At 44.2% G+C, this 13,364-nt stretch carries 10 protein-coding genes; all 10 read left to right on the forward strand.

All coding sequences use genetic code 11. The features are described from left to right. The first annotated feature begins 3 nt into the window (after positions 1-3). The 10 genes from ICC18_RS01080 (at position 4) to ICC18_RS01125 (ending at position 13,329) form a co-directional block, all read left to right on the forward strand. On the forward strand, positions 4-1,782 hold the full coding sequence (locus ICC18_RS01080) for a sensor histidine kinase (protein WP_223192239.1): 1,779 nt from the start codon (positions 4-6) through the stop codon (positions 1,780-1,782). A 172-nt stretch (positions 1,783-1,954) separates the two neighbouring features. Beyond that, entirely contained in the window at positions 1,955-2,956 is a 1,002-nt protein-coding gene (locus ICC18_RS01085; RefSeq protein ID WP_188172534.1) for a substrate-binding domain-containing protein, read from the forward strand. A 105-nt stretch (positions 2,957-3,061) separates the two neighbouring features. Continuing rightward, positions 3,062-4,618, forward strand: a complete 1,557-nt coding sequence (locus tag ICC18_RS01090; RefSeq protein ID WP_188172535.1) for a sugar ABC transporter ATP-binding protein — start codon at positions 3,062-3,064, stop codon at positions 4,616-4,618. Further along, positions 4,615-5,592 carry an ABC transporter permease gene (locus ICC18_RS01095; protein ID WP_188172536.1) on the forward strand — a complete coding sequence of 326 codons (978 nt, stop codon included), beginning with the start codon at positions 4,615-4,617 and terminating at the stop codon, positions 5,590-5,592. Before ICC18_RS01090 ends, ICC18_RS01095 begins: the two co-directional genes overlap by 4 nt. 192 nt (positions 5,593-5,784) lie before the next feature. Next, positions 5,785-7,893: a hypothetical protein gene (locus ICC18_RS01100; protein WP_188172537.1), complete on the forward strand. Its 2,109-nt coding sequence runs from the start codon at positions 5,785-5,787 to the stop codon at positions 7,891-7,893. Positions 7,894-8,107: 214 nt separating this feature from the next. Beyond that, on the forward strand, positions 8,108-9,217 hold the full coding sequence (locus ICC18_RS01105) for an efflux RND transporter periplasmic adaptor subunit (protein WP_188172538.1): 1,110 nt from the start codon (positions 8,108-8,110) through the stop codon (positions 9,215-9,217). Then, entirely contained in the window at positions 9,214-9,903 is a 690-nt protein-coding gene (locus ICC18_RS01110; RefSeq protein ID WP_188172539.1) for an ABC transporter ATP-binding protein, read from the forward strand. Before ICC18_RS01105 ends, ICC18_RS01110 begins: the two co-directional genes overlap by 4 nt. Continuing rightward, positions 9,900-11,102, forward strand: a complete 1,203-nt coding sequence (locus tag ICC18_RS01115; RefSeq protein WP_188172540.1) for an ABC transporter permease — start codon at positions 9,900-9,902, stop codon at positions 11,100-11,102. Before ICC18_RS01110 ends, ICC18_RS01115 begins: the two co-directional genes overlap by 4 nt. Beyond that, positions 11,103-11,807: a 4'-phosphopantetheinyl transferase family protein gene (locus ICC18_RS01120; RefSeq protein ID WP_188172541.1), complete on the forward strand. Its 705-nt coding sequence runs from the start codon at positions 11,103-11,105 to the stop codon at positions 11,805-11,807. Between the two features lie 79 nt (positions 11,808-11,886). Then, positions 11,887-13,329, forward strand: a complete 1,443-nt coding sequence (locus ICC18_RS01125) for an alpha/beta hydrolase family protein (protein ID WP_188172542.1) — start codon at positions 11,887-11,889, stop codon at positions 13,327-13,329. Positions 13,330-13,364: the final 35 nt, after the last annotated feature.

The following is a 13,364-nucleotide window of genomic DNA, read 5'->3' on the forward strand; positions in this document are numbered from 1 at the left end:
AACATGGTAAGGAATCGAATCATGGATTTTTTCCGTTTTAAAAGTATCCAGTCAACCATTGCTGTTGCTTTTTCATGTTTAATTGTGGTCACGATTACGGTGATTGCCTGGATGTCTTATCATCTTTCCACAGATGCAGTGAAGAAAAATTCGCGCGACTATACGTATCAGCTGATGGGACAAGTAAGTTCGAATATAGATAGCTACATCAATTATATGGACAATATCTCACGCATGGTTCTTTCCAGCTATGATATCAAAGAGTACCTTTTGAAGCAGGTATATCTGGGGGCAAACGGGAAGGAAGACTTGAAACAGAAAATATCCTTCCAACTGAATACCGTGTTGAATACAAGAAAAGATATTTCGTCGATTCTTATATTTGGTACAAATGGCGAAATTATTCCTTACAATAAAAATATTAAACTAAATCCGCAAGTCAATCCAACGGAACAAAGCTGGTATAAGAAGGCAATTGAAGCGAAGGGGAAGGTCGTTATCTCTTCTTCACATATACAAAATATGATTCTGAACGACTATACTTCAGTAATATCCTTAAGTCGTGAACTAAGCAGTGATGTCGGCGGCGAAAAACTCGGCGTTCTGCTTGTAGATTTGAATTATAGTGTCATCAACGATATTTGCAACAAGATTAAACTTGGAAATAGGGGTTATGTTTTCATTGTGGATGCACAGGGAAACATTGTTTATCACCCCGAGCAGCAAATGATTAACAACAATCAGAAAATTGAATTGATTTCTCAAGTCATGCGTACTCCCGGCAGCAACTTTATAACTTCTGAAGGTAAAGATAGCCGGATGTACACGATTAAAACATCGCAAAGCACCGGCTGGAAAATTGTCGGGGTCACTTATGTGGACGAATTAGTCTCCAATAAGAATGAGTTGCAAACGTATACTTTTTTTGGAGGCATAGCGTTTCTTATCATTGTGGTGCTGCTCTCTATTATTTTATCTTTGCGTATTTCAAGGCCGATCAAACATCTTGAAAGATCAATGAAAGAAGTTGAAAAGGGGAATTTCGACATTCAGGTTGATATTCAAAGCTCGAATGAAATCGGGCACTTAAGCAATCGATTTAATCGAATGACGACAGAAATCAAGGAACTGATGCTGCAAAACGTGAAAGAACAGGAGTTAAAAAGAAAGAGCGAATTGCAAGTGTTACAAGCGCAGATCAATCCTCATTTCCTTTATAATACGCTGGATTCAATTATTTGGATGTCTGAGTCCGGCAAGTCGAAAGAGGTTACTCTAATGACTGCTTCCTTAGCTAAGTTGTTCCGTTTAAGCATTAGTAAGGGAGAAGAATTCATTTCCATTTTTAACGAAATCGAACATATCAAAAATTATTTGACGATCCAAAAAATGCGGTATAAATCTAAATTGGATTTTGAAATCAATGTGGATAAGGGCATCCTTTCTTACAAGGTGATCAAGATTATTTTACAGCCTCTAGTAGAAAATGCGATTTACCACGGAATAAGAAATAATGAGGGTATAGGTACGATTCAAATAACCGGAATTCGCATGGAGAGCAGAATTCTTCTTCAGGTCATCGATAATGGAATCGGAATGTCGCAAGAGGAAATCCAAAACATGTACCGAAAAGACCGTACATCTGGGAAGCGAAGCGGTATTGGCGTGCAAAATGTGGATACTAGAATCAAGCTGCATTTTGGCGATCAATATGGCCTGCAATTCGAGAGTGAATTAGGGAAAGGAACAACCGTCAATGTTTGGCTGCCAGTCATAGAATAAAAGCAATAAGATATAGCCCTAGCCTGATGCATAACCAGGCCAGGGCTTTTTTGTTCAGTAGAAAAATTTCAACAGTTGCGAGAAAATTTTCTATTATTTTTTGTTTTTATCACAGGTATGATTAAGACACGAAAAACAAACATCAATTACAAAAAAACGGAGGAATTTGAATATGAAAAACGTGAAAATTTTGTTGTTACTATTCGTAGTATTTGCATTAACGGCTTGCGGTAAAGCAGCGGAAACAAAACCGGCAGCAGCAACTGGGGCGCCAGCGGCAACAGCAGCTAGTACAGCTAAAGCAGCAGATCCGGCAAAAGGGAAAAAAGTAGTTATCGGTTTGACCGTACAAAACTTAAGCAATCCTTTTTTCGTAGCGATGTCCAAGGGTGCTGCTGAAGCTGCCAAGAAACACGGCGGTGAAGTTATCGCCGTTAGCGCAGAAGATAATTTGGCTACGCAAACCGCTCAGATCGAAGACTTTATTACGAAAAAAGTAAGCATGATCATTCTAAGCTCTGTGGACACCAAAGGTATTGCAGCGGCTGTGGGTCAAGCTAAAGCAGCAGGTATTCCAATCATTTCAGTCGATACCATTTCTGAAGGCGGCGTTAATGCGAGTGTAACTTCCGATAACGTTCAAGCAGGCAGAATCGCAGGCGAATATTTGGTTAAACGATTGAATGGAAAAGGCAATATTGCCGTATTGGATGGTCCGCCAGTATCCGCTGTAACAGACCGCATTGCAGGATTTAAAGAAGCGCTCAAAGCAGCTCCGGGCATTAAAATCGTTGCGAATCAAAATGGTAACGGTAATCGTGAAACATCGCTTGCTAAGATGGAAACGATCTTACAAGCAAATGGCAAAGGTCAAATTGATGCCGTATTTGCGATTAATGATCCGACCGGTATTGGCGCTAAAATTGCTGCAGAGCAAGCAGGTCGCGACAAGGAAATGTTTATTGTCGGGGTGGACGGATCACCAGATGCAGTGACTACACTAAAAGAAAATAAAAGCTTTGTTGGAAGCTCAGCGCAAAATCCATTTCATATGATTACCATTGCGGTTGAAACGGCATTTAAAGTTCTTGCCGGTGAAAAGGTAGAAGAATTAATTAAACTTCCTACTGATTTCATTACTACAGAAAACGTGAAAGACTACAAAGGCTGGTAGTACCGAATTATTCTTGCGATGTGGTTACTCTCTATAGGGGGCCACATCGTATTCATTCAATCGTCCATAAGTGATATTAACTATTAAATGGGTTGGAGTGAGAACATGGAAGCTGTACAAGCGGAAGTTCAGAAGAACATTTCCTCTGAATCGTCGTCACAAGTGTTGAGCATGCGAGCGATCTCCAAGTCTTTCTCAGGGGTTACCGTATTAAAAAACATCAACATCGATCTATACAAAGGTGAAGTACATGCTTTAATGGGAGAGAACGGTGCCGGTAAGTCGACGCTTATGAAGATTATGGCAGGGATATACCGTCCGGATAAAGGCGAGATCATGTATCGAGGCAAATCTATCACATGGCATAATGCCATGGAAGCTCGTGAGAAAGGCATCAGTGTCATTCATCAAGAGCTTAATCTTTCTCCGAATATAACCATAGGTGAAAACGTATTAATGGGAACCAAATTCCCAAAAAATAAGTTCGGTATGGTGGACTGGAAAAATGTTCACGAACGAGCCCATGTCCTATTAAAATCAATCGGATCTGATTTAGATCCTAGAGCATATGTTTCAACTTTGAGTGTTGCACAACAACAAATGGTGGAAATCGCGAGAGCTTTATCTATAGAAGCTGAAGTTTTAGTGATGGATGAACCCACAGCTTCATTAACCCATAAAGAAATAGATAGGCTATTTATTATTATTAATGAATTAAAGCAAAAAGGTGTTGCGATTGTTTATATTTCCCATCGTATGGATGAAATTTTTAAAATTTCGGATCGCTGTACCATTTTGCGCGATGGGGAGTGGATCACATCCGTTCCGATAACCGAAACCAATCCGGAACATCTGGTGAAGACAATGGTTGGCCGTGAATTGAACGAATTATTTCAAAAACCGCCTTCACATACGGACTGGATTAAAAATAAAACGCCGGTTCTAGAGATTAAACATTTATCGGATAACAAAAACGTTAAGGATATTTCTCTAGAGGTTCATTCTGGAGAAATTGTTGGGATTTCAGGACTGGTAGGGGCTGGAAGAACGGAATTAGTCAGAGCGATCTTTGGTTTATCGGAAATATCAGCCGGTGAAATTCTGATTAACGGCCAATCAGTAAAAATATCTTCTCCGGAGGATGCCATGCGACATGGGATTGCCCATGTTCCGGAAAGCCGTAAGGAACAAGGTCTATTCCTGAATATGTCGGTCAAAGAAAATATTATGATGGCTGAAATGTTTAAATATCGAAAAGCATCACTCCTGGATTGGTCGCAAATCAATCATGAAGCTGACATGTATATTAGAGAATTAGGCATTAAAACGGCAAGTAAAGAACAAAAGGTGGTTAGCTTAAGCGGAGGAAATCAGCAAAAAGCGCTGCTTGCGCGTTGGTTATCCATTAAACCTAAAGTGCTTTTGTTAGATGAACCGACAAGAGGTGTTGACATTGGCGCCAAAACTGAAATTCATAAGGTCATTTATAAATTAGCCAAAAACGGTCTTGCCGTGTTAATGATTTCCTCGGAACTGCCGGAAATTTTAGCGCTGAGTGATCGCATACTTGTTATGCATGAGGGTAAATTACGGGCAAACCTTGGGCGGGAAGACGCGACTCAAGAAAAGATCATGTATTATGCAACGGGGGAGATCAAATGAGTGCTGGAGCGGAAGCATTAGTTACTAAAAAACATAATGTTGGATTATCCATGAAGAAAATTTGGAATCAACTAGGCATGTTAATTGTATTGGTTGTTATTTGTATCATACTTGCCATTTTTGCGCCTAATTTCACGGATACGGGGAATATTCTCAATATATTAAAACAATCATCCGTTAACGGAATTCTTGCGGCGGGGATGACACTCGTTATTTTGACCGGCGGGATTGATCTGTCTGTGGGGTCTACAATCGCACTTGCAGGCGTTGTTTCCGTATTGCTTTCCAAACAAGGAGTTAACCCTGTTATTGCGATGTTTGCCGGGATTGCCGTGGGATATTTAGCGGGCTGGATCAATGGTTTTCTGACGGCCAGAACCAAGCTTCCATCCTTTATTGTTACATTAGGCAGTATGACATATATTAGAGGCGCTGCCTACGTCATTAGCGGGGGATTGCCTACCATTCTGGCCTCTGAACCGTTTAAGTTTATTGGTTCGGGGAAAATACTGTCGGTTCCAACGCCCATTTACATTATGCTTAGTGTCTATATCGTTATGTTTATCGTGCTTAAATACACAATGTTTGGCAGGCATATCTATGCGATTGGGGGAAATGAAGAGGCAGCGAGATTAACAGGCATTAAGGTTGAAAAGACGTTAATTCATGTTTACGCGATTAGTGGTTTATGTGCCGGATTAGCTGGCGTAGTTCTTGCAGGGCGTTTAATTTCCGGTCAGCCGAATGCTGGAAGCATGGCCGAGCTTGATGCCATAGCTGCCGTTGTTCTCGGCGGTACGAGTCTGGCTGGGGGAATCGGCCGAATTCAGATGACGATTATTGGTGTGTTAATTTTGGGAGTTATCAGAAATGGATTGACGCTTTTAAATGTCAGCTTCTTTTGGCAAACCGTAATCACTGGTATTGTTATCGTACTTGCGGTGCTATTGGATCGTTTGCGCAGCGATAAGTAAGAGGAAGTGGGATGCAACCCTCTTTTCAATAAACAAAGTATGCCCTTGATTTCTCCTAATGGATAGATCAAGGGCTATTTATGCGAGTTCTCCAGTATGCAGTCATACATGAAGTATTTATTAAGCGAGAGGAATATCGCCGGCCAAAACGAATACATACAAAAAATCCCATAGAGGAGAAAGGATGAAATTGTGAAAATGAAGTCCCCATTCATGAAACTGGCTGCATTGGCATTTTCCATTTCGCTAACACTAAGCACCGTAACCCCCGCTATTGCCGATGGGGAGGGATCCGCGATCATTGGAAAGGTCTCCATTTCGGAACAAAGTTACTTTGAATTAAAGCAAATTCACTTAACGGCTTCCCAGAACAGTAAACTGGCCGTGATCAACGTATCGCTACATAACGGAGGCAGCAGCGCGTTAAAAGCGATCGATTATTGGATCCGATTAAAAAACAAAGCGGGCAGCCAGTTCTCCGCACGTCCGCTTCCTTCCGATAAAGACAAGACATCCGTTGCTCCAGGCTCAAGTGTGGATCTTACGTTTTATGCGAACGTGAATGAAAATACGCAGCTCCAAGATTTGGTTGTACAGTTTATGAATTGGGATTTAAACCGGCCCAAATTCGAAAGAATGCTTGGGGAGGTCTACGTACCAGCAGCTTACACGGATGTGACTCCACCACAAGAAGGATCTATCTTTCGAGTGGGAGAAACGGAAGTCAAAGCTTCGATCAAGAAGCTCGTCAGTAACAAAAACGAAAAATATCATGTACCTGCCGTTTATTTGACACTTGAGAATATCGGCGGGAATGCGGTTGCCATTCCGGCATACATGTTTTCGATCCGTACACCAGAGGGGCTTCTGTATCCATTAGAAGCGAAAGGAATCAAAGATTTGGCCATCAAGCCGAAAGAAAGCAAAGAAATCCAGTTAGCCGGAACGATCCCGGTTGCCGTTTCATCAGATCAATGGGAGCTTATCATCACGGAGACAGCCGCTGATTTGAAAATAAACTTGCCGGTAGCCGCATTTCAGCTTCCTGCCGCAACCTTAAGTCCGGATGGTTCCATCGGCAAAGCATACTCTTTTACAAGCAAATCCGGTGTTTATTCGGCTGAAATGAATGCTTTATACCGGCTTCCATGGGAAGATCAGGATCTGCTCAGCGCCGATTTGGCCTTAAGCAATAAAGGACCGGATACGCTCGCGTTACCGAAATTGACCGGATATTTCCTTCTTGACGATGCGGTTAAAATCGAAGCAAGTGTGGTACAAACGGCGAACGTAGTCGGCATAGCGTCCGGATCGTCCTTGAATTTGCAAATGGTTGGTAAAATTCCTTATACATCGAAGTATTCGCGAATCAAGTTGGTGCTGCAAGAGAAAGAAAGCGATACGGTCACTACGGATGTAGTTGAGTTTTCAAGCCAGTCCGAGGTACAAGCAATTCCCTTTCACAGTTTGGATCAGACGTATACCCTTGCCGATGAGGGAAGAAAAACCGGTTTTAAGATCCGCAGCCTGAATCGGTATGCGAGCAATACAAGCTCATTGGTTATCGCACAAGTGGAAGCGACGAATTTGGAGAAAAGGTATACGGTGATCCCGAAACCGGTCGCTCATTTTAGATCAGCTGACGGAACGGTCCTTCCTGCCTTGGTTGCCGAAGTCACCAATAAAGTAAGTCCAAATGGTGCTGCACTGCTGAATGTCTCAGCTATGCTGCCTAAAGGATTTTCGACGGAAAACATGCATCTGATCATCGGTGAATCCGTGACGGAAGGTAAGTTGACGGAAAGCGGCGGCACACCCGATTCTTATGTGAAACCCGTGGCATTCATGCTTCCTGAAGTGAAAACAGATGTGAAGAACTCACTGATGAACGTAGACGTATACCCTTATCAGATTTCGCTCTATCAAATTGCAACGATGATCGAAAACAGCACGTTTACTATGAAATTCAACTACGAAATCAGTCGCGAAGGCTATTTGGAAACGAATGTAGACGGACACAAGCTCGTGCTTGTATTTGAGGACGGCGGCGGGCAAAAGTCGTTTGAGAAGTGGTTCGAGATGAAGGATTTTGATCCGGTGGACGGTGAAACGCCCGAAACAGGGGGCACGAAGCTGAAGCTCGGCAAACACGAAAACTTCAAGATACAAGTAACCGATGCCGATTTGCTTTTTAAGTCTTCTTTCTTGAAGCAGTATAAGCTTAGTTTATACGATGAATTTCAAGGGCAAAGAAAGCTGCTCGCGACGCAAAAGGCGGATTGGTTCGTTACGACGGATTAATAAGTTATCTCAATAAATACTTTATTTGGAAATAACACACAGCAAACATACAACGGTTAAAGTAATCATGATTCATCCTTCAAGTCATCCATCTGTGATTGTTCCACTTCCTTCAAGAAGGGTTTCAACTTTACAGCTCATGCTTTATTGCCAAGAAGCTTTAATGTTTTTTGGCATAAAAGCAACGATGTCTAAGAATGGGGAGAGAATGATCGTGTTAAGAAAAGCGCTTTGGGGAGCATTGGTTATCGTCTTATTAGTTGTTGCCGTACTAGTTACAAGCGTATTTTTCTCAAAAGGAAGCACGGCGGCTGCGGTAAAAGTCGCCACAACGCAAGAAGGCAGCATCACGAAAGAAGTATTCGCGAACGGTAAAATCGAGTCTAAAGTCATCAAAGAACATTTTGTAACATCCGGCGGTTTCATTGAGAAGATCCATGTCAAAAAAGGCGATCTTGTCAGAAAAGGTCAGGAGCTGCTTACCTTGTCCACGACGGATTTAGATGCGAAGCTGAAGCAAGAGAAGCATCAACTTCAATTGAATCTAGCTGAGAAGGAAAAGTTTCTGAATGATCAGGAAAAGGTGAGAAAGCAAACGTTGGAAACGGCGAAGAAAGAAATGAACGAAACGGGTTCAGCAGCGAGCTTGGAAACCTTTGACGAAAATAGTGCCGCTGATGTGGAATTGTACGATTTGAAAATTCAAGATGCAGAGTCCAATATCGATGATATCCGGAAAAAGCTTGAGAAGAATCGGTTACTGGCAGACATCGACGGTATTGTGACCGGAATTTCCGTCAAAGAAGGACAAGAGATCACGACGGGCACGTCTTCATTTATGATTACGAACGTATCACAATTACAGATTAAAGCCAACTTGGCTGAAAATGATGCCAACCTGGCTAAAGTCGGTATGAAGGTCAAAGTAACGGGCGACGCATTCACGAATTCCTATGCCGGCAGCATTTCGTATATTTCACCGGTTGCCGTTGCTTCCGAGCTGGATGCCAAGGAGTCGGTCGTTGAGTTTACGGTCGATCTTGAACAACCTTCCCCGGAGCTTCGTCCCGGATATAAAGCGACCGTTCAAATCACGATGGCGAACTCTTCTCATATCATCGTACCGCTTGGCGCCGTAAAACGGGACGGTCAGCAATCTTACGTATTTAAGGTCGTCGCTAATAAAGCCGTTCGAACCAACGTGAAGCTTGGGGAGGAAAACGACGAATTTATCGAAGTTCTTGAAGGATTGCAAGCAGGTGAGCAGTTTATTGAAGCACCGTCAGCTGACGTGAAGGACGGTGTGCAGGTGGACATACAATGATCGCACTGGAGGGAATTCATAAAGTTTATCGCAATGGCGCCTTGGAAGTGCAAGCCCTTAAGCCGACGAATCTGATTGTCGAGAAAGGGGATTATGTCGCGATCATCGGACCTTCGGGATCAGGAAAGTCGACGCTCATGAACATTTTGGGTTGTCTCGATATTCCGAGCGGCGGCACCTATAAGTTGGATCATCAAGAAGTCCAATCGTTGACCGAAAAAGAACTTGCCAAGGTGCGGAATAAGAAGATCGGGTTTGTGTTCCAAAATTTCAACCTGCTCGCGAGGCAAACGGTTCAGAGCAACGTCGAGCTCCCGATGTTGTACGGAGGCGTTACAACTCCGGTTCGTAAGGATCGGGCAATCAGCTTGCTGGAGAAAGTCGGCTTGGGAGGGCGCGTGCATCACCGACCGACCGAACTGTCCGGCGGACAAAAACAGCGCGTCGCCATTGCGAGAGCGCTCACGATGAACCCGTCTATTTTGCTGGCCGATGAGCCGACAGGAAACCTGGATCAAAAGTCATCTCATGAGATCATGGCGCTATTTACTCAGCTGAACAATGAAGGGTCTACGGTAATTGTCATTACTCATGAAATGGACATTGCCGAGCATGCCAAACGTATTCTCCGTTTCGGAGACGGTGAGATCATCGAAGACCGCCGAAAGGGAAGTGTGCGATTGTGAGTATTTGGAAAAATCTTTTGATTTCCTTGGACAGCTTGAGAGTGAACAAGCTCCGTTCCTTGCTAACGATGATTGGCATTATCGTCGGTGTCGCATCGGTCGTCTTGGTTGTCTCCATCGGGCAAATCGGCAAAGGCTCCGTCGTGTCGGAGCTCGCTAAATATTCCCCTGGCGTTTTCTTCGTAACGCCGTCCACGAGCGCGACGAAAGCAGATAAAATCCAAATCACCATGACGGATTTAAAGCAGGTGAGCAGGCTAGAGGGCGTTCAAGCGGCCTCGGGCTCTTTGGGCATGACGATGTCTTCCAAGTCGGGTGACAGCGCGATCACGTTCAACATGACGGGCACTTTTGCGGACATCGTCAAATTTTATAACTTGAAAATGGAATCGGGCCGATTTTTTACCGTAGGCGAACAAAAGTCGCGCCAAAAAGTGATCGTCGTAGAATCGGATTTTGCGGCCAGCCAGTTTGGCTCTGCAGATCAGGCTATTAACCGTAAGGTCACGCTGGATGGGAATAGATACGAGATTGTTGGCGTGTTCAAGTCCGATAAATCGATTTTATCCGGTCTGGACGGTAAAAATTATTCCGCTTATATGCCTTACGATTCCATGCCTCTGCTTAAAGAGGGCTCCAACAATGAGCTGGATACCCTCATGGTGATTGCAGACACCACAGATTCCATGCAAAAGGATAAGGCGGGAAAAGCAATAACGAAGCACTTAGCCAAAGCGCACAACGCGGAGAGCAGCGATTATGAAGTTCAGAAGGTAGAGGATTTCCAGCGTAATCTCGATGTAGTATTTAATGTCATGCAGATTCTGATCGGGTCTATTGCCGGCATTTCCTTGTTGGTCGGCGGAGTCGGCGTCATGAATATTATGCTTGTGTCCGTTACGGAGCGCACCAGAGAGATAGGTACCCGCAAAGCAATCGGAGCTACGCCGGGGCTGATTTTGCAGCAATTTATGATGGAGGCGATCATTCTTTGCCTTCTTGGCGGGGTCGTCGGTATTACAATCGGCATACTAGGTTCGCTTGGCTTTTCGCTAATCACCAAGTGGCAATTCATATTGTCAGGATGGACGATCGTGATCGCTTTTGGATTTTCTACGGCTGTCGGTTTATTCTTTGGCTGGTATCCCGCTAAAAAGGCGGCCAACATGCAGCCAATCGAATCTTTGCGTTACGAATAAATGAAGCGGGAGGGTAGTGATCTGCTCACGCTGCATGTTTATGCCGTGCATCTGTCGGAAGAGCTGGATAAAAGGAAGTTTAACCGGATGTTTCATCATTTATCGCCGAAGAAACAATATAAAGTCGGGCGGATGTTGAAATATGAAGACGCTGTTCGCTCGTTGGTAGGGGAGTTGTTGGTCAAGTATGCCATTGGCACCATGACCAATTTGCCTCGCCATGAGATCCGTTTTGGCGTAAATGCATATGGAAAACCTGTGATCGACGGCAATGAAGCCGTCTGCTTTAATGTCTCACATTCAGGAGACTGGGTCGTCTGCGCCATTGATTCTGATACCGTAGGGATTGATGTTGAGAAGATTCAGAAGATTGATTTGCAAATCGCCCGCCAATTTTTTTCCCAAGCGGAGAATGAGCAATTGATGACTTTGCCGGCCTCGCTTCGGGTGGCCTATTTTTTTGACATTTGGACGTTGAAGGAAAGCTTGATCAAAGCAGACGGGAGAGGGCTAAGCCTCCCATTGGATTCGTTTAGCATCATCAAGCAAGGTGCCAATATTCATTTGGTCGCCGGAGACGAAATACCGGACTATCATTTTATCCAATATGAGATTGATCCGGCCTATAAACTATCCATATGTGCGAAATCCCGGCATTTTCCTGATCAAGTCATTCACATTGACGTCGACCTGCTCGAGTCATAAATTTCCAATCCCCTTCGAACTCTTATATTATGAGCTCAATTGGCACATAATGGTAATGATATCCGGAAGGGAGGCTGCCATGCGTTTATTTGAGACCATGCTGCTTGTAAGCAATGTATTGGCATGGATTGTTGATAGTTGGTTTAGACGAAGAGCGGTTGGCTTGGCAAGCTGCGTGGCAGTTATTGGAACTGGCCTGTTACATTTTATTTTCGAAGGCTACAGATGGCAAATGATTCCGCTCTACGGCCTGACGGCGGGTTATATGCTATATTTGTTTGTAAACGACAGGCGGTACAAAGAGCGACGTAAGAGGCCCCATTTCATTTGGCGCTTCCTGCTGCCGTTCTTTTTGGCGATTTCTGCGGCACTGCCCATCCTTTTTCCTGTGTTTAACATCGATTCTCCATCTGGACCCTATTCAGTCGGAACGGTCAATTACCATTGGATCGATGCGTCAAGAGAGGAAATATTAACGGATACGCCTGAGGATAGGCGGGAGCTGCTCGTACAATTATGGTACCCCGCTCAGAAAGCCGATCAAGGCTCCGCTAAGGAACTATATATACCCGAGTATCGTCAGATTGGGCAACCGCTGCAGAAGGAATACGGCATTCCTGCTATCATGACTTATTATTTGCGCCATGTACAAACAAATTCTTTTGCGATGGCCCCTCTTTCTACAGAACTAGCCGAATATCCGCTCATTGTGTTCTCGCACGGGCTGCCAGGAGCGCGGTTTACGAGTACTGCTCAAATGGAGGAGCTGGCAAGCCACGGCTATCTTGTCGCTGCCATTCAGCATCCGTATTATGCGATGACTACCGTATTTCCCGATCATCGCATTGCGCCTAAGACGAATAAGCTTCCTTCCGTGATCGATATGGACGGTTGGGATCGACTGATCGAAGTCTGGGTGAAGGATGCGAAGTTTGTGCTGGACCAATTTGAGAGGCTGGATAAGCAAGACCCGCAAGGTTTGCTAACCGGTAAAATCAATACGGATCAAATCGGCATGCTGGGCCATTCCTTTGGAGGGGCGGCAACGATCCAAACGCTTTATGCCGATCAACGGCTAAAAGCCGGAATCAACATGGATGGAACTCCTTTCGGCAAAACGATTGTAAACGGGCTCAAACAACCCTTCATGCAGATGAAAACAGAAGTGGAAGAAACAAGTAAAAATGCGGAACCGAATGAACAACAGTTGGCGAAGATCGGTGTTAACAAACAGACGTACGACAAATATAAGACTGAGATTCCGGTTCGCAATCGCGCCTTGTTCGGGAATGGCAGTGGTTATGAGGTAACCATTCGCGGGATCAAGCATATGAGCTTTACGGACTATTATTTATGGTCTCCCGGCCTTCGCCTCATGGATGGTCTTCGATTATCCCCCAAGCAGGCTCGATATGTCATCAATAGGTATGTGCTCGCTTTTTTTGACACCTATTTGAAGCAAAAGCCATCCGCACTATTGGATGCAACGCCATTTAAAGAAGTAACGATTGAGAAGAAATGATTCCGTTACGACCCGCAATGAGAAAAGGGCTATCT

It is taken from the genome of Paenibacillus sedimenti, assembly GCF_014534655.1.
Classification (GTDB): domain Bacteria; phylum Bacillota; class Bacilli; order Paenibacillales; family NBRC-103111; genus Paenibacillus_E; species Paenibacillus_E sedimenti.

Bases quoted from the DNA above. Each gene is read 5' to 3' on its own strand.
- ICC18_RS01110 (WP_188172539.1), top strand. From the start codon at position 9,214: ATGATCGCACTGGAGGGAATTCATAAAGTTTATCGCAATGGCGCCTTG.
- ICC18_RS01085 (WP_188172534.1), top strand. From the start codon at position 1,955: ATGAAAAACGTGAAAATTTTGTTGTTACTATTCGTAGTATTTGCATTA.
- ICC18_RS01095 (WP_188172536.1), top strand. From the start codon at position 4,615: ATGAGTGCTGGAGCGGAAGCATTAGTTACTAAAAAACATAATGTTGGA.
- ICC18_RS01120 (WP_188172541.1), top strand. From the start codon at position 11,103: ATGAAGCGGGAGGGTAGTGATCTGCTCACGCTGCATGTTTATGCCGTG.
- ICC18_RS01090 (WP_188172535.1), top strand. From the start codon at position 3,062: ATGGAAGCTGTACAAGCGGAAGTTCAGAAGAACATTTCCTCTGAATCG.
- ICC18_RS01080 (WP_223192239.1), top strand. From the start codon at position 4: ATGGTAAGGAATCGAATCATGGATTTTTTCCGTTTTAAAAGTATCCAG.
- ICC18_RS01125 (WP_188172542.1), top strand. From the start codon at position 11,887: ATGCGTTTATTTGAGACCATGCTGCTTGTAAGCAATGTATTGGCATGG.